Genomic DNA, 24,416 nt, shown 5'->3' with positions numbered 1-24,416 from the left:
TCGCGCGCTGAGCGGCTGTCGCGACGCCACCCGCTTCCTCGACGAGAGGTTCAAAATTGTGGGCGCCGGGTTCGCAGACTCGGCCTTCCACGCTACGGCTACGCTCGCCTGGTGGCCTGCCGCGACGGTCGCCTGTTTCACGACAATGGCGCTCGTTTTCATCGAGCCGCACGTCATACGCCCGCGCCACGCTCGCTAGCGGACGATACTCCAAGGCGATCGCTGAAGAGTTCATCGCGCGCATCCGAACGGACCTGGACGCGTTCAGCGCGGACGAAGCGGCAGCGCTGATCAACCACGGCTATGAATTGACCGACGTAGCGTCCGAGAGGCACGTGGCGGAATTCGTTACCCCCCGAACCTACTGTCGATCCACAAGATCGTCGACCTTTTGCGCCGGCGGCTTGGTGGAAGCGATGACGAGGAATTCTAGAAACCAGCTTGGCCGAGACCAGACTCTGCGCCTACCAGGATCGTCGAGAGGCGACGAGAGGCGGAGGCACTCGTCCGCGAACTATGCGAAGAGGCGTACCCCGTACCGGGAGAGGAAGATCCGCGACGGACGTATTGAGAAGGAGCACTTCGGCAGGTGATCGTGAACGCATTTGAGCGCAGTCACGAAGCCGTTACCACGTGCAGGGAACATTGGGGCATCGGCGGAGCGCCGGGCAGGCCGCGAGAGTTACCGCGACTCGTTCGCGCCGACCATGGCTACACGTCGAAAGACCTGCCCGGCCTGCTCGATCTCTGCGGTGGACGAGCCGAGATCCCGCAACGGGGAAAAACTCGCCCGCAGGCCTCGGTCGCTACCGCTGGCTGGTTGAGCGGACGATCGCGTGGCTGAAGCAGCATCGCCGCGTCGGCGACCGTCGAGGTCGCCACGACGCCGTCTACGAATCCTTCGTCACCCTCGCCTGCGCCATCGACGCTGCCGGCGCGGAGGGAAAGCGGAACGCGTTTCGGTCCCCGAACACCAACGGCTACGTCGAGCGGTTCATCCAGACATTGCAGCAGGAAGTTCTCGATTACTTCGTCGTGTTCGGCGAGCAGCACATGGATCATCTCGTGTCGGAAATGGTCGAACATTACCGCGAGGAAAGGCCGCACTAGTCGTTGGGAAATGAGCCTCCCGTGCATCGTCGGGCGACGGCAAATCCAGAAAGCGACTCCGACGAGACCAAGTTGCGGATCGTCTGCCGCGAGCGGTTGGGAGGGCGGCTCAAGCGCTACTTTCTGGGGGCGGCATAACCATGGAGCGCAGGATCAGCTGATGATTTCGAGCGCTTTAATTCGTGAAGCGAGCGTCGTGGGCTTCATCCCGAGCAGCGCTGCGGCACCCTCGGTCCCGTAAATCTTTCCTTTGCACGCGGTCAGCGCTGCGCGGATGTTGTTGGCTTCAAACTGCCGCAGCTCCTGGTCGGTCAGGATTTCTTGCTCAGCCTCGATTTGGGATGGCTTGGCATTTTGCTTCAGCGGCTCCATCACCAAGTCGAATCGCAATTTCCTGTCGGTGGAGACGATGCAGGCCCGTTCCAGGGCATGCTGAAGTTCGCGCACATTGCCCGGCCAGTCGTACCGCTGCAACTCCTGGACATTGGCCAGCGTGAGTCGAGGGGTGTGCCGCCCCAGCTGGCGGGAGAACCGCGCGAGGAAGTGCTCCGCCAGGAGTGGGATATCTTCGACGCGTTTACGAAGCGGCGGCAACTCCATCGGAAAGACGCTCAATCGATAGAACAGGTCTTGGCGAAATCGTCCAGCTTCCGTCTCTGCCCGCAGGTTCCGGTTGGTAGCAGCGATCACCCGCACGTTGATCCGCCGCGTTCGCTCTTCGCCTATCCGTTCGATCTCGCCCTCTTGCAGTACGCGTAGCAGCTTCGCTTGCAGGTCGAGCGGGATCTCGCCGATTTCGTCGAGGAACAGGGTGCCCCCATCGGCGAGTTCGAACCGTCCGGCCCGGTCACGCAGCGCGCCGGTGAACGCCCCTTTCGCATGCCCGAAGAACTCACTTTCGTAGAGTTCGCGAGGAACGGCGGCGCAATTGACTTTGATGAGCGGTCGCTCGGAGCGTTGACTGTGACGGTGGATCTCGCGGGCAACGACCTCTTTGCCGGTGCCGCTTTCACCCAGAATCAGCACGGCGGAATTGGTCGGAGCCACCAGTTCGATCTGACGGGTCACGGCCTGAAATGAGGGGGATTGACCGATCAGGTCGCCAAAGGCTACGGCCTGAGTCACTTCCTCCCGCAGGTACTCGTTTTCCAGCACCAGACGCTGTTTGAGGGTTTCGATCTCTTCCAATGCCCGGGCATTCGCAATCGCGGCGGCCAGATGATTCGCGATCATCCGCAACCACGCAAAGCAAGTCGGTCCCGGCTGGGCACGCGAGAACAGCGCCAGCACACCTAGCACCTCACCCCGGTGCCGGAGGGGATGTCCCACGAACGACTGAATCTGTTCTTCACGAATCCAATCCGGATCGGCCACCCACGGGTGATCGCCAGCCATGTTCGCCACTTCCAGCGACTCGCCGGTCGCGGCAATCCTTCCCACCTTGCGGATCCCGATTGGAAATCGTCGAAACGCCCCCTGCACACGCTGCCAATTGGTCTCGTGCGTCTGAATTGATCGCCCGGCGCTTGCCACCAGGTGCAGGCACCGCTCGCGTTCAGAACATTCGCTAGCGAAGCGGCAAGCCGCGCAGTCGCCTGTCTTCGGGGGCTGAATCAACCAGACGCGAGCCAGTGCGACGGTCGGAGATTCGGCCAGTCGTCGGACCGCCAGCGGAAGAAGCTCCGACAGTTGATGCAGGTCTGCCAACTCCAGGAGGATGCTCCTGGGATCACCTACGATTCCCGACGTATTCTGAATGTCCGCCATCACCTGAGAGTAACGAAATCTCGTGACGCATGCACGACAATTCGTTGATCAACGAATTGTCGTGCGATCTGAAGAAGTTCGCAAAACATTACATAGATTGGACTTGTGTCTTTCTTGGCAATTGGCACGGGAACTGAATTAGTAGCGAGTCATCACCAGCCGGCCGTCCGCTTGGGAACGATAGTCCGCACAGTTCTGCAAAGGTCTCGACCATGCCACGCATCTCCCAAGTCAATCCTGAGTCTGCTTCTGGAAAGGCGAAAGAACTGCTCGACGCTCTGAAAGGCAAGCTGGGGCTGATCCCCAACATGACGCGTGCGATGGCGAATTCCCCCGCCGTCCTGGATGGGTACCTGTCCCTGAGCGGAGCGCTGAGCAGAGGGAACCTGTCCGCGAAACAGCGAGAACAGATCGCCTTGACGGTCGGGGAAGTCAACGGCTGCGACTACTGTCTCGCGGCCCACTCGACGATCGGCAAGATGGTAGGGCTGACGGCCGAGCAGATCATGGATAGCCGTCGCGGAACGGCTGTCGATCCGAAGGCGGAAGCGCTGTTGAAGTTCTCCCGCCGCGTGGTCGACGAACGGGGCCGGGTCACCGACCTCGATTTGGCGAGCGCTCGAGCGGCGGGTCTCGATGACGCCGCGCTAGCAGCCCGTTGATTTTCGCCCTGCCTGCGCTATCCTCGCGTGATCTCGACGCGGGGGAGGAATCGCGATGGGCTTGGGCAAGCGGAAGCGGGAGACGCAGGGGACGTTCTGGGTTCCGACGGACAAGCTGGGGAGCGGTCCGCGAAACGTCTTCTACGACCGTCTGAACGGGCTGCTGGCCGAGATCGAATTCGACGGACGGCTCGAAGAGGCGGCCGCTCCGTACTACGAAACGACGGGGCGAAAGAGCCTGGCGCCGGGCGTCTACTTCCGGATGCTGTTCATCGGTTACTTCGAGGGGATCGACAGCCAGCGCGGCATCGCCTGGCGCTGCGACGACAGTCGCTCGCTGGCCCGTTTCCTGGGCTTCGGTCCCGGCGAGGAGACGCCGGACCATTCGACGCTCACGCTGACGCGAAACCGGCTGCCGCTGGAGATCCATCAGCTCGCGTTCGACCTGGTTCTCGGCCTCTGCCACGAGAAGGGTCTGCTCAAGGGCAAAACGCTCGGCGTCGACGCCAGCGATCTCGAAGCGAACGCTTCGATGAAGTCGATCGTCCGCCGGGAGAACGGCGACGACTGGCAGGAGTACGTTCGCAAGCTCTACGAAGCCGAAACGGGCGTAAGCGACCCGGACGACGAGGAGCTGCGCCGCTTCGACAGGAAGCGGAAGGACAAGAAGGTCTCCAACGACGAGTGGGTCAATCCGCACGATCCCGACGCTCGGATCGGGAAGATGAAGGACGGTCGCACGCATCTCAAGTACAAGGTCGAACACGCCGTCGATCTGGAGACGGACGTGATCGTCGCGGCGGAAGTCTACGAAGGGACCGCCGGCGACTGCCGGACGATCGAAGATACCGTGAACGCCGCGCGAACGAACCTGCGCGAGGCGGGCACGGGCTGCGACGTGGAAGAGGTCGCGGCGGACAAGGGCTATCACAGCGAAGAGTCGCTCGACCGGCTGCAGCACGAGACGCACGTGCGGACGTATATTCCGCAGCCGAAGCGAGCGAAGTCTCGGAAGCGAAAACGCAAGCCGCCGAGTCGTCAGGCGGCCTATCGTCGCAATCGCCGGAACGCGCGCGGACGTCGCGGTCGCAGGCTGCAGCGTCTACGAAGCGAGAAGGTCGAGCGGACGTTCGCGCACGTGCTCGAAACGGGCGGCGGCAGGAGAACCTGGCTTCGCGGGCTGGCCAAGATCCGCAAGCGCTACCTCGTCGCCGCCGTCGCTTACAACTTGGGACGGATCCTGCGCCAACTCCTCGGCGCCGGTAAGCCGAAACAGTTCGGAGAACTGGGAGCAGCGCTTTCCGCCGCGTTTGGGCTCTCCAGCTTCGCTGATTTCGCCGTCGGATCGCATCGAGCGATCTTAAGCATCTCGGTCGCCGTCCGGCTCCCGCTCCTGATGCCTCGACGCTCAGCGACCTTTTGAACGCTCAGGCTCTCGCGAACAGGGAAATCAACGGACTGCTAGCCGAAGTGGTGGCGAACGTCGCGCTGAACCTCTTCACGAACTACTTCAACCATGTCGCCGACACGGACATCGACTTCCCCAGGGTCGAGCCGATCGTCGATCACCACGAAGTGTGTGCGTCGATCCCTGGGTGCGACGAGACGCGATAGGCCCCAAAGACGTCCCTTCGTTTCGCATCCTTTTCCCAATCCATCTCTCATCGGCAAGGCGTATCCAACGATGAACTCGCTCAAGCATCTCGCACCCGTAGTCGCGTTCGTCACGCTGGCCACGTCCGCATACGGCGGCGAGCCGAAATCCACCGCACCTACGCAAGTCTTACATCGCACAGTCAAGGTCGATGGACTCGATCTCTTCTACCGGGAAGCCGGTCCGAAGGATGCACCGACCGTGCTCCTGTTGCATGGGTTTCCGACCTCCTCGCACATGTTCCGCAACCTGATTCCGGCGCTGGCGGACAAGTACCACGTCATCGCCCCGGACTATCCGGGCTTTGGCAGCAGTTCAGCTCCGTCCGTCAAGGAGTTCGAGTACACCTTCGACAACCTGGCGAACGTGATCGAGAAGTTCACCGAGCAGGTGGGCCTGAAGAAGTACTCGATCTATCTGATGGACTACGGCGCACCCGTCGGCTATCGACTCGCCGTGAAGCACCCGGAACGTGTGCAAACGCTGATTGTCCAGAATGGGAATGCCTACGACGAGGGACTCGATAATGAGTTCTGGAAGCCGATTAAGGCGTATTGGAAAGACCGCTCGGACAAGCAAGGGGATTCACTGCGGGCGTTCCTGACGCTCGATGCCACGAAGTGGCAGTACACCCACGGCGTGCGCAACGTCGAGACTATCAGTCCGGACACCTGGGGCCATGTGCAGCCGCTCCTGGACCGCCCCGGCAATCAGGAGATTCAACTCGCCTTGTTCTACAGCTACGGCAGCAACCCTCCGCTCTATCCCCAGTGGCAGGCGTACTTCCGCCAGCATCAGCCCCCCACCCTGATCGTGTGGGGAAAGAATGACCAGATTTTCCCGGCAGCGGGAGCGCACCCGTACAAGCGGGACCTCAAGAACCTGGAGTTCCATCTGCTCGATACGGGGCACTTTGCCCTGGAAGAAGAGGGGGCAGAGATCACCGCGAGGATTCGAGAATTCCTGGGCAAACAGCGGCTCCAATAGCCGCACAGCGATCAACGGACCAGCAGCACGCTGGTGAAAGCGCCCCCCTTCTCAAACTGACGAGCCAGTTCTGTTTCTGACTCAGTCGCTCCCCAGTATTCCCCTTTCCAATTGGAGAAGAACCATGCAACGCCTCAATTCCGTCAACCCGCAAGTCGCTCAAGGCCGCACCAGAGAACTGCTCGACACCGTGCAGCAAGCCTTCGGCGTCATCCCCAATACTTCCCGAGTGATGGCGAACTCGCCCGCCGTGCTCGACAGCTTTCTCGCCTTCAGCACGGCGATGGGTGGAGCCCAGATCGGTCCGAAGCTGCACAACCAGGTCAAGCTCACGACCAGCGAAACGAATTCCTGCGACTACTGCACGTCGATCCTGAGCGCCGTTGCTCCTTCAGCGGGCCTGTCTGCCGCCGACATACTGGCGGGTCGTACCGGCCACTCAGACGACCGTCGAACCAAGGCGGCTCTCACCTTTGCAAACAGCGTGCTGGAAAGTCGGGGCAAGGTCAGCGACCAGCAACTCACTGCGGTTCGTGAAGCCGGGTTCGGCGATGCCGACATCGTGGAGATCGTCGCCAGCGTCGTGCTGGGCTGTTTCACTAACTTCCTCAACAACGTGGCTGATACGGAACTCGACATCCCCAAGGCCGAGCCAGTGGCCGGCTGCTTCGCTTCGAACTGCGAGGCCCCTGCCTGTTCGACATATTAAGCGACTTGCGGGCCGGTGGGATGCTTGGTCGAACCAGCCACCCGATTTCGCCCCTCTCAGCATTCATTCGAAAGGACTTGTCATGGTCTCCATCCGACCACTCTTCACACTGGAATCCGCCACGGCCAAGGTGCGGGCCGCCGAGGATGCGTGGAATAGCCGTGACCCGCACCGTGTTGCGCTCGCTTACTCGGAAGCCTCCGAGTGGCGCAATCGCGATCAATTCCTGCGCGGCCGGGACCAGATTCAAGCCTTCCTGACCGGAAAATGGGAACGGGAACTCGACTACCGTCTCACCAAATCGCTGTGGAGCTTCGGAGACAATCGCATTGCGGTTCGCTTCCAGTACGAATATCACGATCAGTCAGGCCGATGGTTCAGGGCCTATGGCAATGAGCTGTGGGAGTTTGACGAAGACGGGCTGATGCGGCGGCGAGAGGCCAGCATCAACGACGTGCCAATTCAGGAATGCGACCGGAAGTTCCGCTGGCCTGCTCCCGGCCCGCGACCAGTCAATGACGCCGGGATTTCGGACGTCAGATGAATGTCCCCGCTCACGACACAGCCAGGATGTCGACGGCTGGATGCGAGCGAAACAACTGCCAGTTTGGAGGACCTTTGCGATGCGCACATTCGCCAGCGACACCGCCTTCACCCCCTCGGTGAAGGCCATTCAGACCGAGAAGGGTTCCCGTTCCGGCTACGCCCGGATGGAATCCGGCGGGAGCTGGGAAACGACAGTCACTCCGGAATTGGAAGCCTTCCTCGCGGAACTGGATATGTTCTATCTGGGAACGGCGAACGCCGAATTTCAGCCTTACATTCAGTACCGGGGCGGCTCGCCGGGCTTCCTGAAAAAGGTAGACGAGAAGACGCTGGGCTTTGCCGACTTCGGAGGAAATCGGCAATACATCACGCTCGGCAACCTGTCCGAGAACTCAAAGGCGTTCATCTTCCTGATGGACTACGCCCGCAGCCGCCGCATCAAGGTCTGGGGGAATGCCCGCGTGGTGGAGGACGATCCGGACTTGCTCGACCGATTGCGCGAACCTGCGTATCCGGGGAAAGTTGAGCGAGCCATCCTTTTCCAAGTCGAAGCGTGGGACGTGAACTGCCCCCAGCACATCCACAAACGCTTCTCGCAACAGCAAGTCGCTCCTGTCATCGAACAAATGCAAGGCAGGATCGCCGAGTTGGAAGCTGAAGTGCGACGGCTGACGAATGAGCTGCACAACTAATTCACGAAAATCGAACGACTCGCCCCCTCACACTCAATGCTCGCGGGGGATCATGAAGTTCTTGCCGAGGCTTTCAGGATGCTCGGGACGATCTCGCCGAGATTGAGTCCGTAACCACCTTCGGTTGGACTCCGCTTCGCGGGCTTTCATCTGATCCCAGGCGGCTCGCACCTCGCTGCCTGTCATCACGCCTTGGTCCAGCAGTCGCGGGACGACATTCTAAAAAGACTGCCTGTCTCGCAGAAATACGCGGCGCTGATGGTGGTCACCCGCCGTTCGAGGTTGAAACGCCGCAGGTTCTCATCCGGCTACAGAGACTGTCTTCGAACTCCCTCTGTCTTTGCGAGGCGGCGGGTGGCGAGGGCGATCGTGGTGATGACAGTCTCTTACCGGCGTCAACGCTTGGAACGCGAATATAGATCGCGGGCCACTCCTGATTGGTACTCAAGAGCCGAAAGGCCGAAATTGGACGGCCCTGGAGGATATACAGACGGCTGGTCGCGGAAGGCCGACCAACCTCAATTTCAACACGATCTGCTACGCCGACGCCGGCATGTGCCAGATCACCCACTTTGGCGAAATCAGCGATAGGGGCGTCTGGCAGGACCGGGAGGCACCCGGCTGGATTGCGTACCGTCACGTCGACGGACGGAAGCGCCTCGTCACGTGCTACGCCATCGAGTGCAAGAACAAGTACGTCGTGCCGCGCGCGGTCGAACTCGCCGGCTGCCGACGGCAATGACTTGGGCGAGCCGCGGCTATCCCGTCACGGCTCGTTCGGCGACGCCACCCGAATCGACCTCTTCGTCTGCTCGGGCAGGGGTTTCTGCGTTTTTGGACTTCGCTCGGTTCCTACTCGTCGCTGTCAGAAGGTGACGGATTCTGCCCCTCAGCGACGCTTTTTCCGCTGCCAAATCCGCTGCCAGCTCAGGCGCTCGATCGCTTTCGCCTGTTCCTCCAGACCGATGTGCGTGTAGCGCATCTTCATGTTGACGTCGGTGTGCCGGGCCGGTTTCTGAGCCTCCGGAACGCTCACCCCGGAGCGGACGAGGCCGGTGATGCGGCTGTGCCGGCCGGCGGCGTGGAAGTCGGCGATGCCGTCTGCCGTCTCGTAGTCCATCCCGATCCGCTCCAGAACGGAGCATCTTCGGGGTCGGACGCATTTCGCTGATCGAATCTCGGCGGGGTCGACGCTGCCGACGAATTCTGGAATTCTGACTCCGAAGCTGAATGCGTGAAATAAACTCGCCCTAGAGAGCGTCTTCGATCGCCTACTGCCGCCTTCGCTGCTTCGGCGTCGCCCCTCCTTGGTCGTATGATGGTTTGTTCAGTAGCTGAGCGGCAGTACGACGTCGTCGTCGTCGGCGGCGGCTTTTTCGGCCTGTATATCGCAGACTACTTCGCTCGAAAAGGTCGGAGCGTTCTGACGGTCGAAGCCGGCCCTGTGGCGATGGCACGCGCTTCGTTTTCCAATCAAGCGCGGGTTCACAACGGCTACCACTATCCAAGAAGCGTCCTCACGGCGCTCCGTGCGCGGACATCTTTTCCCCGCTTCGTCGCGGAGTTTTCCGATTGCATCGTCGATGACTACGAGAGTCTGTACGCGGTCGGAAGCGTTCTCGGCAATCTGACTGCCAAGCAGTTCAAGCTCTTCTGCGACCGAATCGGTGCCCGTTGCGATCGCGCAAGCGGGGATTTCAAACGCCATTTCAACGATCACCTGATCGAGGAAGTCTTCTCGACCACGGAACATGCTTTCGACGCGATCAAGCTGCGCGACAAGATGCTCGAACGGCTCCACGATCAGGGCGCTGAAATCTGGACTTCGACGTCAGCCGAACGCGTGGAACGGCTTTCTGACGACTTTCTAGCCGTCCATTTAACGACTTCGGACGGACCTCGGATCGTCGCCGCGAGAGACATTTATAACTGCACTTATGCCGCGCTCAACACGCTGCTTCGTCGTTCGGAACTGCCCACGGTTCCGCTGAAGCATGAACTGGCTGAAATGTGCCTGATGCGAATTCCCGCGAGCCTGGAATCCCTAGGCGTGACGGTGATGTGCGGGCCGTTCTTTTCCTTCTTGCCGTTTCCCGCAAGGGATGCGCATACGCTGAGTCACGTACGCTACACGCCTCATTACGCGTGGCTAGACCGTGACGCCGAAGGCGTGGACCCCGCGAGCATCTTGCACTCGCCGCTTCGCCGCTCCAGTTGGCGTCGGATGATTCGGGACGCGAGTCGCTATATGCCCTCGCTGGAGGACGCGGAGTACGTCGACTCCCTATGGGAGATCAAGACTGTTCTTCCTGCTAGCGAAGCGAACGACAGCCGTCCGATCTTGTTTCGGCGAAATCAGGGGTTAGCCAACCTTCACTGCGTGTTGGGGGCGAAGATCGACAGCGTTTACGACGTGGTCGAAGCGATCGAAGCCGACCAGGGCGTGGCTTACACTTCGGGCGTCTGACCAGGCCGGATCAATGAAGCTGTCGGATTGCTTTCTGTCGGCGGTGCTGCCGACGCGAGACGAAGGTCCCGAATTCGGAGCCTTCGTGCGCGATCTCTCCGCGACGCTGCGGGAGACGTTCGACGACCACGAGATCGTCATCGTCGACGCCTCGATCCTGGAGACGTCGGCGTCGATGATGCAGTCGATCGTCCGCGAAGTGCCGTACGTCCGAGTCATCGAACTGTTCGAGGCTCCCGATCGGGAACTGCAGTGCGCTGCGGGCCTGGAAAACGCGATTGGCGACGTCGTCGTGGTCATCGATCCCCGCACGGATCCGCCCGCGGTCGTTCCAGCGATCGCGAGCAAAGCGCTGAAAGGGAACGACCTGGTCGTCGGCGTCTGCCGATCGTCGCGCAGTCTCGCTTATCTGCCGTTCAGCGTCGGATTCCGGACGACGGTGCGAGCGTTCGTGCCGTATCGCGTACCGAAACATGCGACGATGCTCCGGGCGATCAGCCGCCGAGGGGCCAACCTTCTGATGTCGCGACGCCGCCGGATCAAGCTGCTTTTCGTCGACATGTCTCGGGCGCTTTCGCGATCCGACGTGCACGTTTATTCGTTCGCACCTGGCGCGGGATATCGCAAAAGCGTGTTTCAAGGGGTGAGAGACGCGACGACGATCATCGTGCACTATTCGCTCGCGCCGCTCCGAATCGTCGGCCTGACGGGCCTGCTCGCCAGTCTTCTGAGCGTGGCGATTTCGGTTTATGCGCTCTCCCTGAAGCTGTTTAACGACGACGTGATCGAAGGGTGGACTTCCTTGAGCGTGTTCATGTCCTGTCAGTTCACGCTCCTGTTTCTTATTCTGACGGTCTACAGCGAGTATATGGTTAGAATCGCCGAAGACCGCGACGGCCTTCGCGAGTATGACGTCGCGCGTGAATATCACAGCTCCGTTATGATCGACGAGCGCCGCCGAAACGTGACGACCGATGCGGATCTTCCGCAGGCGGAGGAGCGATGAGCGGAGAGGATCGCGCCCAATCGCCCCGAACGGCGACCATCGAAACTCGATCGCCGGGAATTCCGACGTACGAAGCGCACGAACTTCGTACGAAGGAATCGAGGTACTGTCTCTGCGTCTTCGTCATCAACGAGGGCCAGAAGCTGTTGAAACAACTCGAGCGAATTCGGTCCGGCGGTTTCGACGTCGACGTCGTCGTAGCGGACGGCGGCAGCGACGACGGCTCCACGGCGCTCGAGGCGCTGCAAGCGTTGGGCGTCAACTCGCTTCTGGTGAAGCGTGACGCAGGGAAGCTCGGCACGCAGATGCGGATGGCGTTCGCTTGGGCGTTGGCTCGCGGATACGAGGGCGTCATCGTCATCGACGGAAACGGCAAGGACGGCGTCGAGGCGATTCCCCGATTCGTAAACGCCTTAGAGTCCGGCGTCGATCACGCTCAGGGCTCTCGGTTCATCGAAGGCGGTCGCTCGGAGAATCTCCCGTTCAGTCGCCTGGTCGGAGTCAAGCTGCTCCACGCTCCGCTAATGCGCTGGGCGTCGGGTTATCCGTACACCGATACGACGAACGGCTTTCGCGCGTACAGCGCACGCTTTATTCGCGACCCCCGCGTTGCGACGTTCCGAGACGTATTCGAGGGGTACGAACTGCACTACTACCTCGCTATCCAGGCCGCGAAGAAAGGATTCAAGGTGCTGGAGATTCCTGTCGCGCGCGTCTATCCCGCGACAGGCAAAGTTCCGACCAAGATCAGTCCCGTTCGCGGAAACCTTAACGTGCTGAAGAAACTGATACGAACGTGCACCGGCGGGTACGACCCCGTCGACACGACCTCCGACACGGCGGGAGAGCGTGGATGAGCGACGCGCTATTCGGATACACGGGGTTCGTCGGCGGCGCGTTGTCGCGTTCGCGGAGCTTCGACGCGTTCTTTAACTCTCGGAACCTCGAAGAGGCTCGCGGGCGATCGTTCCGGACGGTTTACTGTTCGGCGATGCCCGCCGCCAAGTGGATCGCGAATCGAGAACCTGAAGCGGACCGCCGCAACCTCGATCGTCTGATCGCGACGCTCGAGACCGTTCGAGCCGAGACGTTCGTTCTGGCTTCGACGGTCGACGTCTATCCGGATCCTCGCGACGTCGACGAAGCGACCGCGATCGAGGAGACGAGCTGCCATCCTTACGGCCTCCATCGATTGCTGCTGGAACGATTCGTCGGCGAGCGTTTCGACCGACGGCTCGTCCTGAGACTTCCCGCGCTATTCGGCGCCGGCCTGAAGAAGAACGCGATCTACGACCTTCTGCACGACAACCAGATTCACCTCATCCATCCCGAGAGCCGCTACCAGTTCTACGACATCGGACGCATGGCCGATGATTGCGATCGCTTTCTGGACGCGGAGCTCGAGCTTGTCAATCTCGCGACGGAGCCCGTGGCGATGGGCGAGATCGCCTCGACGGTTTTCGGAACGCAGCTGGCGAGGCACGAATCGAATCCGGCCACGTACGACTTCCGGAGCCGGCACGCCTCGGACTTCGGAGGAACGGCGGGATACTTCATCGATCGCGAAACGACGCTGACGGACCTGCAGAAGTTCGTCGAGCGGGAAAGAGCGGAGCGACGATGAATCTAGCGATCTCCAACATCGCGTGGCCTGCCGATCTGGACGACGAAGCGCTGGCCCTCCTGCCGCAGGCGGGCTTCGCCGGTTTGGAAGTCGCGCCGACCAAGTTGTGGTCCGCGCCTGCGGAAGTCCCGCGCTCGGCGCTGGGCGAGTATCGACGCAAAGTCGAAGGCTTAGGACTCCGCGTGGTCGCGCTGCAGTCGCTGCTGTTCGGCAAGCCGGAGTTGCAACTCTTCGGCGACCGCGGGGCTCGACTCGCGACGGCTGAGTTCCTGAAACGCATCATCGTCGTGGCCGCGGAACTCGGCGCGCAGACGCTGGTGTTCGGGTCGCCTCGCAACCGGAACCGCGGCGAACTTACGAAGGAAGCCGCGGACCAGATCGCCGCGGAATTCTTCCGCGGCGTGGGCGACGCAGCCGAGGCGCATGGCGTGCGAATCGGAATCGAAGCCAATCCCTCGGATTACGGGGCAGATTACCTGACCTGTGCAAGCGAGGCGATCGACTTCGTGCGCGAACTGAATCACCCAGGCGTGGGTTTGCACCTTTGCGCAGGCTGTATGCAACTCGCTGGGGACGATCCTGCGGAAGCGGTAAGGATGGGGCGAGACGTCCTCGTACATGTGCACGTCAGCGAACCGATGCTCGCTCCGCTGACGAACGGCGCTTCGCAGCACTCGAAATTCGCCTCGGCGCTCCAGGAGGTCGCCTACGACGGGTGGACGTCGATCGAGATGAAGACGCCCGAACGCTTCGCCCTGGAAGACCTGATCGCCAGCCTGAACTTCACGCGAGAAGTCTATGGAGCTCAGGCCGAAGCTCGCGGAGACGCACCTTCCTAGCGATCGGCGGAGCGACCTCTCCCCTCTCAGACGCCCCCCGATCTCGCTCGGCGACTGGCGAAGCTCGTCCGCGAAGGGCCGGAGCTTCGTACTCCGGTTCTTGTAAGTTCCCCAACGTAAGAATTCGATGACCACGCAGTCCACCGGCTTGCAGAAACATTCGGGCAGTCTGGATGAAACGCGAGCGATACCGACGCTGGAATCGGACGAACGCGCTGTCGCTCGACAGTCGCCGTCCGCCGAACTTCGGCGAAAGCTGAACGCCGCCTTCGCGCCCCTGCAGTCCGCGGCGATGCAAGCGCTCGGTCCGACCTGGCAGAAGGTCGTGTCGTCGCTGGCGATCTGCTTCCTCGGCGCGTCTCTATGGCGCGATTGGGCTCAAAACCGTTTCGACCGTTATCCTGATTTCATCGCCGGCGACGCTCCCATGCGGGGCGACTTGGTGAAGGTATGGGACTACGCTTTCCTCCACGGAGCGCTCGCCGCATTCGTCATCTGGCTCGCCGTGTGCGTCGCGACGGGAGCGTTCTTGGCGATCCGTCGCGGACACGCTGCGGAACGTGCGTTCGACAACCTCCTCGCCCTCTGCGCTCTGCCCGCCGTCTACGCGGTGGGAAAGCTGCTGATGGGGACGATGCCCGATCTGCATGTCGACCGCGTGAGCGAACTGACGATCGTGGCGGCGTTGTCGGCGAACGCAGTGGTTGTCGCGGTCTGCGCGGGCTTACGGCGCCCTCAGTTCGCGTCGCTGCGTACCGAGTCGTTCGCGCAGCAGATCGGGTTATCCACGCTCATACCGGCGTTCGTCGCGCTCACGGCGTGCGCGGCGGCGACGGCTTACGCCCGTCTGGTCCTTAACGCCGAACAGACAGTGACGCCGGACGCGCTTCAGGCCTTGATGGCGACCGCGTTCGCCGTCGCATCGATGGCCGTCGCGGCGACGTGGTTGGCGATCGGACATCGCGATCGACTCCTGCGAAACGCGTTGGCGTACGGGGTCGTCGTCAGCCAACTCGGATTGCCTGCGGCCTTCTTTTTGATGATACCGCCGCACGTCACCGACGGTTCGCGCGTGGAACACATGTTCCCCCTGAGCGCGGCGATGATCGCGTTATTGCTGACGTTCACGATCGGCGGCGTCGCCTGGACGCTGATCGCGGGCGTCAGGGCCTTGCGGGCCGATAAGCTTCGGATCGACGGATTAATTGCGACGCCGGCGATCGCGGCCGTGCTCGTTCTAGCGCTTCCTCGCGGAATGTATCTCGGCGCCGCCGACGATTATCACCTGGGTGAGTTGCTTGTTTCCGCGTACATGATGCTCGATCACGGAATGCTTCCGTTCGCCGACTTCGTCGCGACGCACGGGTTGGTCGATCCGCTCCCCGTCGTGGCGGGAAGGCTGTTCTTCGATGACTCCGTCGACGTCATCCAGCCTGGCTTGCTGGTCGTCAATTGCGTTTTGATCGTCGCCGCGTTAGCGGTCTTTCGCAGACAGTTCGGAATCGGGCTCGCGGCGGTCGTCGTTTTCGCGGTGATGCCGGATTATTACATGGCGAGCCATGCCTCGCGCACGCTCGTCACGTTGATCGCGATTTCCGTCGCAGTTCAACTCCTTTTGAAGAAGCGCTATCTGACGCTCGCCATCGGCTACATGGCGCTCGGTCCGATTCTGGCGTTCTACTCTCTGCCGCACGGCGTCGCGGGCGCTATCGCGATCTTCCCGCTAGCCGCGTTCGCCGCGATTCGTGCGCTCCGAGAGGATCGACGACGAGCGCTTATTCGCGGCGGGATCGCGACCGCGGCGATTCTCGCCCTCTGGTGCGTCACTCCGCTCGGGCCGATGGTACTGAAGACCGCTCAGTACCTGCTGGTTCAGCGTTCGCTGAACGACATGGCCTGGAGCGCGAACTGGGAAACGATTGATCCGGCCCTGCTTCCGCCAGGAACGTCGGCAGCGGGGTTCGAAATCACGCGGTGGGCCTTCATGGGGGTCTTCATGCTGGCGACTGCGGTCGTCGCACGGTCGCTGGTCTTGCGCGTGAGGGGAGGAACGCCGAATAAGGCGAGCACGGCTTACGCGCTCGTCGCGATGCTCTTGATCTTTCTGCTGCTCCCGTACGCCGCAGGTCGCCTAGCGCCGAACCGGTTCGACAAAACTGGGTGGCTCAGTCTCGTCGCGGTCTGCTACTTTCTTCCGGCGATCGCAGTCGCCGTTCCTCGACGACGCGTGGCGGAGATTACGGCTGCGACTCTGCTGTTCGCATCGCTCGCCCCTGCGCCTTCGCCGATCGATTCGTTGACGCACAAGCCGTCGGACCTGGTCGCCCTCGCGCCGGCTGCTGCGCGATCCGTCACGGCAGCGTTTCCTCGTACCGGCCGCAGCGATTTTCTCGACCAGCAACGCTACGGCCTCCGACAACTCTCCCACGCCCTCGACCTCTACGTGAAAGACGGGGAAACGTTCCTCGACGCGAGCAATAGCAGCGCCTTCTACTACTATCTGGATAAGCCGATACCGCTGCGGAATCTGGCGTTCGTCAACTCTCATGCGACGCCTGACCAACTGGCCGCGATTCGCGAACTGGAGAAGAACCCCGTTCCCCTGCTCGTGGCGCTCGGCGGCGGAGTCGCGCATAACGAACCCCGCGTACCGCTTCGGGCGCCCCTTCTCTTTCGCTACCTCTTGGAAACGTATGTCCCCGTCCCCGCAGGATCGCAACTCTACGGCGTTCTGCCCGAGCGACTCGAACAAGCGACCGACGCCCTACTCGATGAGCGGGCGAACGGCGGCAAGACCCCCCGTGTGCGAATCATCGATCACGACGACCAGTGGTGGACGAACGGAGTTCTGACGGCGACCGAGGAAGCATCCCTGCTGATCGATCCATTTTCTCCTGAAGCGATGCTGCTTCAGCCGGGACGGAGGATTGTCACGGCGAAGTCCGACATTCGGAAGATCACGAAGGTGGAGCCGCTCGGCGAGTTCCTGCGGATCACGCTCAGCGGCTCGAAACTCGACCCGTCCTTGCACGGTTTTCCGCACCGCATGACGTTGCGGGAACTAGGCAAAGGTTCCGGTGATGAACGTGTGCAAGGATGGGACGGAGCATGGCTCATCCGTGACGTCGGAATGATTCCGACGGTCTGGGGACGTTCGTTCGAATCGCTGCGACCGTTGCTCGTCGACAAGGGGGACGCGTTCGCCGGGGCGGTACGGAACGCGGAAGCCATGACGCCGACCTCCCAGGAGAATCGGTGGAAGGTCGACGGAGCGGCGCCTAGCTTAACGTGGACCTTCCAGAACCCCGTGAACGGCCGAGAGCTAGGCGTGCTCGCGATCGACGCCGAATTCTTCGGACCCGACGGAAACCCTTGGGATCGACCTGTCGCCTGTCGGGTCAGCTGGCGACATCCTGGCAGGGAAAGAGTCCCGGACGGATTCGCTTTCCAAGCCGCTTCCGAAACGCTCTTGATTCCGCTCGATGCCTCCCACCGTTGGGTCCTGCGCGACGAGATCCGCGAGCTCCAGATCGCGTTCGAAGGGCTGCCGCCGGGCAGCTCGGTCGAACTCGAGAACCCGCGTCTATTCCAGAGACGCGACGTCGAGGAGCTGAATCTGACCGATCGCGTAGCAAGTTGGTACGTTCGCGATTGAATCCGAAGGCAGGGTTCGGCGACGCGCCGAATCCTGGCACGCCGGTCGCGAATTCGAGGATGCCGCGGCTCCCATCGTTCATCGCGATCGCCCGATCCTGGCCCGATCGTGCCCGCGATGCACTGCGTTTCCTTCGACTCGGTACGCGATAGCGTCTGGCCGGCGTCGAGGTCGTGCGCTCTGACGAAGCCGTGGCAGGAGGATTACAACCAAGTGCGACCGACCGGCAGTCTGGGGCAGGTGGCCCCGGCGGCGTTCGCACGCTCGCAGTTCGCGTACGCTCGGGCTACGCCTTCGCTCCCGCGAACTGCGATCCCCATCCGGCCCAACTCTCATAAAGCGCGGAGCAGAACTCGGGGGCAGGTCATCCGGCGAACCGAAAACCAAGCCGGCGACCGCCGCACGCAGCAGCCTGCGAGCGATCGTCTTCGAAAAGCGAGCGGCCCCGAGGCGCCGACTCCGCAGAAACAAGATCCTTTTGCAGCAGCCTGTTGGCGTTGGGCCCACGCGCGCGAAGACGCTGATCGGGACACTGGAAGCGGAAGCAGCGCCGCGTCGTGGGGCCCGCGGCGACCAACGCCAGAGGGCGCCCAACGTTCGGGCGATCTGAGACCGAGGAGGACGCCGTTCGTCGCAGGGCCGATGTCCGTTTCTCTTGCGAAGGTCGATTAAAACTCTGCTGAATCCGCTCGGACGGTCAGGGAATTTAGGCAAAGGCGGAGTTTGACCGGCGCCTCCTCGACTTCGCGCCGTAAAATCTATGAACGATGCAGAACGTCCCGATTTTGACGTTCCTCCGGGAAGGCAATCGCCGGGACTCGTGTGCATCGTCGAACTAGCACGTTCCAGCCGCAAGCCTGCCATGTCCCGTCGACCGGCCTTTACGCTCGTCGAGCTTCTCGTCGTCATCGCGATCATCGGGGTGTTGATAGCGCTGCTGTTGCCGGCAGTTCAGGCGGCCCGCGAGGCGGCGAACCGAATGAGCTGCGGCAACAACCTCAAGCAGTTGGGGATCGCGCTGCATAACTACCATGACATCCACAAGACGCTGCCGCCCACGGGGTTCGACGAGCGCCAAATCAGAACGCTATGTTGGATGCCGCCGCTTCTCCCGCTGCTCGAGCAGGGGCCGCTCTACGATCAGGCGGACCAGCGGTACAACTTCGATTCATACGGGAGAATCGACCCGCGGAACGGGTCCGATCCCATGCGCCCGAACAACCCTAGCAATGGGTGGGTCACCGCGCAGCGAGTTTCTACCTTCGTCTGCCCTAGCGACGGCGCGAAAGATCACGGGTTAGATTCCTTCTCGGCGGCGCGCATCAATTATAAGGGCTGTCTGGGAACGAATTACGACATGGCTCCCTATTCAGTCGCGGGGACGAACTTCGCCCAGCCCTCCGCTGACCACTGGGTGGGAGGAAACGGCATTCTCAGTAACAGGCGAGACCTGATGAACTGGCCTGCGTGGCTACCGTTCTCGGCGGTGCAGGACGGTTTGACTAGTACCATCATGATCGGCGAGGCCATCCCGCGACATGGCTACCGCAACGCCTGGGGCTTCTTCGCCGGGTACGACGGCGACTCTAGCTTGGCTAGTACGGCGATCCCGCTGAATGCCAAGGCGACGTGCCGCGACAGCGGTAACTGGGAGGCGGATCGAGTCTTCTGCGCACCTCAGCACCCGGACTGGTGGCAAGCTACGCTCGGCTATGCGAGCCGCCATCCCGCAGGCGGACAGTTCTGCCTCGGCGACGGAGGCGTACGGTTTCTGTCCGAGACGATCGATCTGAACGTCTATCGGTCCTGCGGGACGGCCAGTCTGGGCGAAGCGGTCAGCCTTCCGTGAGGTTCGGTTTCGACAGGCGATCCTCTCCTCTCAGGAAGCGGAACGGTCCTTCATGACGTTCGGGCGTTCGCTGCTGCTTCTCGGTCTAGCCTTTTGGCCCGGCGTCGTCGGATGCGGCGGCGCGGGCCACAGCGTTACCGGTACGGCCGCTTCCGATGGCGCCCCGCTCGCCGGCGCGCAGGTGGCTTTGACGGACGCGTCAGGCCGGGTGGTCGCCACCGCCACGGTTGACGAGAACGGCACGTTCCGGATGGGCCAGGTGCCCGAGGGCACTTACGGAGCGGCGCTCATTCCGAAGTCGGAGGAACTGTCGCATGGGCCGAACGGGCTCCCTACTCGTACGCCTGTGCCGCCGCTTCCGTTTCCTAAGAAGTACACGTCGCCGGCTACGTCAGGACTGAAAGTCGACGTCGGCGAAGGGAAGCCGAACGAACTGACGATCGCGGCGGAGTGACGTAGTGCGCCCGGACGCACGCGCCGTCGTTCCGACGCAAGCCTTTATAAAAGCGACTTGCGGAAAGCTCCCAATTACCATTGACGCTTCTCCTCGTCGCGAGCGACGACTCCTCGGCAGCTCGATGCTGAACGGTCGCGTATCGAGCTGGTAAGCGAACGAATTGACGTCCATCCGAGGCATAACTCGGGCGCCGAACGCGTCGTGCGGTTCTCGATCGCGGCCTATATCGTCGCCTAACTTCGAACCTCCATTTCCAAGCGCTCTCTTGAAGTCGAACGAGGCCCGGTCCTGGGCCGTTTTCATTGCGAAATACGCGGTATCGTTCGGCCTGCTGGGTTACCTGGGCTGGCAGGCGTGGACGGACGACAGCTTGCGCGATCTCCAGTCCCGGACCGTGGACTGGGGAATGCTCGTGGGGGCGTTCGCGATCGGATTGGTCGCGACCGCCGTCACGTTCCTCCGCTGGCAGCTTCTCGTAAAAGCTCTCGGCATTCCGTTCCGTTCCCGAGACGCTCTCGAGTTGGGATTCATCGGTCACCTCTTCACATTTTTCACGGTCGGCGTCGTCGGCGGGGATGCGGTTCGAGCGTACTACATCGCGCGACATCGACCCGATCGGAAGGCCGAAGCGATCGCGACCGTAATTCTGGACCGAGCCATCGGACTGCTCGCGCTTTTCTACGTCGCAGCGTTCGGCTACCTCTACCTGCGAGCGACGCAGGCAGATCAATTGGCCGAACCGGCCTTTCAGCCGCTTCACGCGATCGGATTCGTCGCTTCGATCGTTTGCGTCGTCGCTACGTTCCTCATCATCCTCGCTATGGCCACGCCCTTGCTGGCGCATCCGGCGCTCGACGAGGTCGGCCGAATTCCCTTCGTCGGGCGGACGGCTATGGATCTTCTGGGAGCGCTTCGGACGTATCGGGCCATGCCGTCGGTCGCGTTCGCCGCGAGCTTTCTCAGCGTAATCACCAACCTGGGGGCTGCGGTCACCATCTGGGTAACGGCCGTCGCGCTCGGAGGGGACCACCCGACGCTGTCGGAGCACCTCGTCGCCGTGCCCGTCGCGATGCTGGCGACCCTCGTACCGCTCCCCGCGGGCCTTGGAGCGTTCGAAGTCGCACTAGCTTACCTGTACCAGGTCTTCGGCGACCCGAACGTGGAGTCGCACGAAGGGATCGTGGTCGCCTTCGCGTATCGGCTGATGACGGTGCTGTACGCCGTACTCGGGGCTTACTTCTTTCTCGTCCGGCGGCGACAGGTGGAGACGATGCTTGCTCAAGCGAAGAGCGAACGTGACCATCTCCTTCCAGCGACGTCCGAATCGAGTTAGCGGCGCTTTCGATTCGGCGGTTGCCGCACTCGCGAAACTCGCTTTGCATGCCCCCGGAAATCGCTCCGGCGCCGGTTAGTCGCACTCGCCAGGGCGTCGAAATCGCGTTCCGATAGGTTGTCCGCTTCCGCCTTCGTCCGAACCGAGATAATCCATGCGAACTTACGGCGTATGTACGGTTCGGGGTCTCGGCTTCACGTCGTTGCTCGCCGTCAACGGATACTATCCTGCGATCGACTTGTAAAACCGAGCGACTTTCGTCGCGATGTAGCGGGATCTTCCCAGAGCCGGGAGCCGATGGCGTATCTTGCACTCGTTCTACGTCGCTGCCGACGAGGCGGCTCTCGAGTCGACGTTTCCGCGGGAAGGGTTGGATCGCGCAGCTGTCGCGGCGCTGGAGGACGAACAACGGCTCGTTTCGCTCGGCCTTGGCGAAGTGATCGAAGCGTTAGCTGGGCAAAGCCCGCCGAAGAGGCGGAGTTCGCCGCACGGGTTGCGCTCGGTCGCATGCTGTCGAACCTCAGCGAGTTCGTGACGCAGCCGTAGGAAATCGCCGCGTGAACAGCACGAACCGAACCGAATCGCTCCGAATCGCCGTCCTCCTCGCCGGCGCGATACTCGCGTCGCCGAGCGTTCGGGCGGACGAGCGGCCGACGACCCCGGATCTCGTGACGCCCGCGATGACCGACGAGGAGCCTGCCGCGGGGCGACGCGTGCGCCTGACGGCTCCGGAGTACGAAGGAACCGACGTCTACCACGCCCTCTACCTGCCGACGGACTGGAAGGCCGGCGGGACGTACCCGGTGATCGTCGAATACACCGGCAACAAGTTTCCGGCGTGCGGGTCGACCGGCGAGGTCGAGGACGCGAACCTCGGCTACGGTCTGACCGGCGGACGAGGCTTCATCTGGGTCTCGCTGCCGTACGTCGAACGAGACGGCGCCCGGAACGCCGTCACGTGGTGGGGCGACCGCGAACGGACGATCGACTACTGCAAAAAGAACGTCCCTCGCATTTGCAGGTCGTTCGGCGGCGACCCCGAGCGAACGTTCGTCTGCGGGTTCTCTCGCGGGGCGATCGCGTGCAGCTACATCGGCCTGGCCGACGACGAGATCGCGTCGCTCTGGAAGGGGATGATTACGCACGACCACTTTGACGGCGATCGGGAGTGGGGCTATCCAGAGGACGATCGCGAGTCGGCCCTCGCCCGTCTCGCCCGGCTGAAGGGTCGGCCGGTCCTCGCCTGCGGCATCGGGACCGGCTTCCTTCGCGAACATGCGGACCTGGCGGACGTCACGTTTCTGCACGTTCCCGTGTCGGAGATTTTCGACATCCCCGAGGGGAAGGTGATCCACCCGCACACCGACCTCTGGATGCATCGAGAGAGCGAGCGCCGCGATCAGGCACGCGGCTGGCTGGCGAAGCACGCCCGATAGTCGGCGCTTCGGACCTGCGAATTTCTTCGCCCCTGCCTCAACCTCTCGCCAGCAAGGCCATGGCGGCGTTGTGGCCGGCGATGCCGCTGACGCCTCCGCCCCGACGGGCGCCGGCCCCTGCGAGATGGATATGGGGATCGTCGGTCTCGCTGCCCCAGCGAAGCTGATCGGCTTCCTTGTCGTCCCGATCGAGGAAAGGGAACTCCAGGTCGGCGTGAAAAATGTTGCCTCGCGGCATCGAAAGCTCGGCCTCGAGATCGAGGGGCGACTTCGCCTCGATCGCCGGCGAGCCGTCGCGGCAGGGAGCGAGCACGGACTCGATCGGATCGAGGAGATACTCGTTCAAGCTCTCCAGCGCGAGCTGTCGAGCGACGGCTATCGCGCGCTGCGGATCCGCGTCGAAGAGCTTCGCCGGCGTGTGGAGCCCGAACAGCGTGAGCGTATGGAAACCCTTTGCGATCAGGTCGTCCGACAGGATGGTCGGGTCGGTCAGAGTGTGGCAGTAGAGTTCCAGAGGCAACGGCTGCGGAACGCTCCCTGCCGAGGCGCAGGCGTAGGCGGTTTCCAACTGCGAGTAGCGTTCATTCACGTGAAACGTCCCGCCGAACGCGAGTCGCGGATCGACGCCCGACTTAAGCCGCGGCAATCGCGACAGGAGCATGTTGATCTTCAGTTGCGAGCCTTCCAGAGACTTCGGAACCGGGCGACCCCGTAAACGAGCCAGATGATGCGGCGCCGCTGCGAAGAGCAGATCCCGCGCAACGTAAGCACGGCCGGACTCCGTTTCCACCTTCACGCCTGCCGGACCGCTCTCTAAAGCGACGACCTTCGAGCTTCGTTCGATCTTCGCGCCATGCTGCTTCGCGACGCGGAGCAGTTCGGCGATCAACGCTCCCATGCCGCCCTGCGGCACGCGCCATTGCCCGACGCCGTTACCGATCACGTGATAGAGAAAGCATCGATTGGCCTGGAGGTCGTCAGCCGAGACGAAGGTGCCGATGAGTGCGTCGGTGACTGCCACGCCGCGGACGAGGTCGTCGCCGAATCGCTCGCGAATCACCTGGCCGATCGGGACCTCGATCAGATCGCGCCAGACGTCGGGCAATCCCAGATCGGACTTGAGTTTTGAAGCTCGCTGCAACGGCTGGAGCAGCGAAGGCGCGAGTCGCTTCGCCAGTTCCGCGATCCCGCCGTAGAACTCGCGCCAGGCTCGACTCTCCTGATCCGAACCGGTCAGTCTTCGAAAACTGCTGGCCGTCCGCTCGTCCCAAGCGCTCGAAATCAGCAGCCCGTCGTCGCGCCCGTCCTGGGAGTAAGGCGTATAGGACGAGACGAATCGCGGAAGCGATCGGAAGCGAAGCCCCAGATCGGCCACGATCTGATCGGGCAGCAGCGACACCAGGTACGAGTATCGCGAGAGCCTGGCCTCATAGTCGGCGAAAGCGTTCGCGCTCGTCGCGGCGCCGCCGAGTTCGTCGTTCGACTCCAGCAGCAAGACGGATCTTCCCGCTTTGGCCAGGTAGCACGCCGCGACCAGGCCGTTGTGACCGCCGCCGACGACGATGACGTCGTAGACTCTGCTTGCGTCGCTCATGTGCCGTCCTCATTTCGGGATTCGCGAAG

At 62.3% G+C, this 24,416-nt stretch carries 21 protein-coding genes; 18 read left to right on the top strand and 3 right to left on the bottom strand.

Annotation, left to right across the window (positions count from 1 at the left end; genetic code table 11):
* Window positions 1–633 precede the first annotated feature (633 nt).
* Window positions 634–1,110, top strand: a complete 477-nt coding sequence (locus SH602x_RS05415) for an integrase core domain-containing protein (RefSeq protein ID WP_479475822.1) — start codon at window positions 634–636, stop codon at window positions 1,108–1,110.
* 153 nt (window positions 1,111–1,263) lie between these two features.
* Here SH602x_RS05415 and SH602x_RS05410 read toward each other — a convergent pair whose 3' ends face one another.
* Window positions 1,264–2,877: a sigma-54-dependent Fis family transcriptional regulator gene (locus tag SH602x_RS05410; protein WP_479475821.1), complete on the bottom strand. Its 1,614-nt coding sequence runs from the start codon at window positions 2,875–2,877 to the stop codon at window positions 1,264–1,266.
* 212 nt (window positions 2,878–3,089) lie between these two features.
* Here SH602x_RS05410 and SH602x_RS05405 point away from each other — a divergent pair, with 212 nt between their 5' ends.
* The 7 genes from SH602x_RS05405 to SH602x_RS05375 all read left to right on the top strand — a co-directional run bounded on the left by SH602x_RS05405 (window position 3,090) and on the right by SH602x_RS05375 (window position 8,127).
* Window positions 3,090–3,539 (top strand): carboxymuconolactone decarboxylase family protein, encoded by a 450-nt coding sequence (locus SH602x_RS05405; RefSeq protein WP_479475820.1) that lies wholly within the window; start codon window positions 3,090–3,092, stop codon window positions 3,537–3,539.
* 55 nt (window positions 3,540–3,594) lie between these two features.
* A complete protein-coding gene (locus tag SH602x_RS05400) occupies window positions 3,595–4,962 on the top strand; it encodes a transposase (protein ID WP_479472661.1) in 1,368 nt (455 codons plus the stop codon).
* Window positions 4,959–5,153 carry a carboxymuconolactone decarboxylase family protein gene (locus SH602x_RS05395; RefSeq protein WP_479475819.1) on the top strand — a complete coding sequence of 65 codons (195 nt, stop codon included), beginning with the start codon at window positions 4,959–4,961 and terminating at the stop codon, window positions 5,151–5,153. Before SH602x_RS05400 ends, SH602x_RS05395 begins: the two co-directional genes overlap by 4 nt.
* Window positions 5,154–5,223: 70 nt before the next feature.
* Window positions 5,224–6,180, top strand: a complete 957-nt coding sequence (locus tag SH602x_RS05390; RefSeq protein ID WP_479475818.1) for an alpha/beta fold hydrolase — start codon at window positions 5,224–5,226, stop codon at window positions 6,178–6,180.
* Window positions 6,181–6,304: 124 nt separating this feature from the next.
* Window positions 6,305–6,889, top strand: coding sequence for a carboxymuconolactone decarboxylase family protein (locus SH602x_RS05385; protein ID WP_479475817.1), 585 nt, complete (start codon window positions 6,305–6,307; stop codon window positions 6,887–6,889).
* Window positions 6,890–6,971: 82 nt separating this feature from the next.
* On the top strand, window positions 6,972–7,433 hold the full coding sequence (locus tag SH602x_RS05380) for a nuclear transport factor 2 family protein (protein WP_479475816.1): 462 nt from the start codon (window positions 6,972–6,974) through the stop codon (window positions 7,431–7,433).
* Between the two features lie 79 nt (window positions 7,434–7,512).
* Complete coding sequence (locus SH602x_RS05375; protein ID WP_479475815.1) at window positions 7,513–8,127, top strand: pyridoxamine 5'-phosphate oxidase family protein; 615 nt, start codon at window positions 7,513–7,515, stop codon at window positions 8,125–8,127.
* 889 nt (window positions 8,128–9,016) lie between these two features.
* Here the strand turns inward: SH602x_RS05375 and SH602x_RS05370 are convergent.
* Window positions 9,017–9,247, bottom strand: coding sequence for a hypothetical protein (locus SH602x_RS05370; RefSeq protein ID WP_479475814.1), 231 nt, complete (start codon window positions 9,245–9,247; stop codon window positions 9,017–9,019).
* 195 nt (window positions 9,248–9,442) lie between these two features.
* Between SH602x_RS05370 and SH602x_RS05365 the strand changes: the two genes are divergently transcribed.
* The 10 genes from SH602x_RS05365 (at window position 9,443) to SH602x_RS05320 (ending at window position 22,793) form a co-directional block, all read left to right on the top strand.
* Entirely contained in the window at window positions 9,443–10,594 is a 1,152-nt protein-coding gene (locus SH602x_RS05365) for an FAD-dependent oxidoreductase (RefSeq protein WP_479475813.1), read from the top strand.
* Window positions 10,595–10,607: 13 nt separating this feature from the next.
* Window positions 10,608–11,600 carry a glycosyltransferase family protein gene (locus SH602x_RS05360; RefSeq protein ID WP_479475812.1) on the top strand — a complete coding sequence of 331 codons (993 nt, stop codon included), beginning with the start codon at window positions 10,608–10,610 and terminating at the stop codon, window positions 11,598–11,600.
* Window positions 11,597–12,457, top strand: a complete 861-nt coding sequence (locus SH602x_RS05355; RefSeq protein WP_479475811.1) for a glycosyltransferase family 2 protein — start codon at window positions 11,597–11,599, stop codon at window positions 12,455–12,457. The genes SH602x_RS05360 and SH602x_RS05355 overlap by 4 nt, the downstream gene beginning before the upstream one ends.
* The gene (locus SH602x_RS05350; protein ID WP_479475810.1) at window positions 12,454–13,224 is read left to right on the top strand and encodes an NAD-dependent epimerase/dehydratase family protein; all 771 of its coding nucleotides are present in this window, start codon (window positions 12,454–12,456) and stop codon (window positions 13,222–13,224) included. Before SH602x_RS05355 ends, SH602x_RS05350 begins: the two co-directional genes overlap by 4 nt.
* Window positions 13,221–14,063: a sugar phosphate isomerase/epimerase family protein gene (locus SH602x_RS05345; protein ID WP_479475809.1), complete on the top strand. Its 843-nt coding sequence runs from the start codon at window positions 13,221–13,223 to the stop codon at window positions 14,061–14,063. The genes SH602x_RS05350 and SH602x_RS05345 overlap by 4 nt, the downstream gene beginning before the upstream one ends.
* 127 nt (window positions 14,064–14,190) lie before the next feature.
* The gene (locus SH602x_RS05340; protein ID WP_479475808.1) at window positions 14,191–17,718 is read left to right on the top strand and encodes a hypothetical protein; all 3,528 of its coding nucleotides are present in this window, start codon (window positions 14,191–14,193) and stop codon (window positions 17,716–17,718) included.
* A gap of 862 nt (window positions 17,719–18,580) precedes the next feature.
* Window positions 18,581–19,567 (top strand): DUF1559 family PulG-like putative transporter, encoded by a 987-nt coding sequence (locus SH602x_RS05335; protein WP_479475807.1) that lies wholly within the window; start codon window positions 18,581–18,583, stop codon window positions 19,565–19,567.
* A 52-nt stretch (window positions 19,568–19,619) separates the two neighbouring features.
* On the top strand, window positions 19,620–20,021 hold the full coding sequence (locus SH602x_RS05330) for a carboxypeptidase-like regulatory domain-containing protein (RefSeq protein WP_479475806.1): 402 nt from the start codon (window positions 19,620–19,622) through the stop codon (window positions 20,019–20,021).
* A gap of 163 nt (window positions 20,022–20,184) precedes the next feature.
* Window positions 20,185–21,357 carry a lysylphosphatidylglycerol synthase transmembrane domain-containing protein gene (locus SH602x_RS05325; RefSeq protein ID WP_479475805.1) on the top strand — a complete coding sequence of 391 codons (1,173 nt, stop codon included), beginning with the start codon at window positions 20,185–20,187 and terminating at the stop codon, window positions 21,355–21,357.
* Window positions 21,358–21,914: 557 nt separating this feature from the next.
* The gene (locus SH602x_RS05320) at window positions 21,915–22,793 is read left to right on the top strand and encodes an alpha/beta hydrolase family protein (RefSeq protein WP_479475804.1); all 879 of its coding nucleotides are present in this window, start codon (window positions 21,915–21,917) and stop codon (window positions 22,791–22,793) included.
* Window positions 22,794–22,830: 37 nt separating this feature from the next.
* On the opposite strand, the gene SH602x_RS05315 is transcribed toward SH602x_RS05320, so the two are convergent.
* Window positions 22,831–24,387, bottom strand: coding sequence for a phytoene desaturase family protein (locus SH602x_RS05315; protein ID WP_479475803.1), 1,557 nt, complete (start codon window positions 24,385–24,387; stop codon window positions 22,831–22,833).
* Between the last annotated feature and the right edge of the window lie 29 nt (window positions 24,388–24,416).

It is taken from the genome of Lignipirellula cremea, assembly GCF_056501455.1.
The sequence above is the reverse complement of the archived record's forward strand: the minus strand, read 5'-3'. Positions and strand labels throughout refer to the sequence as shown.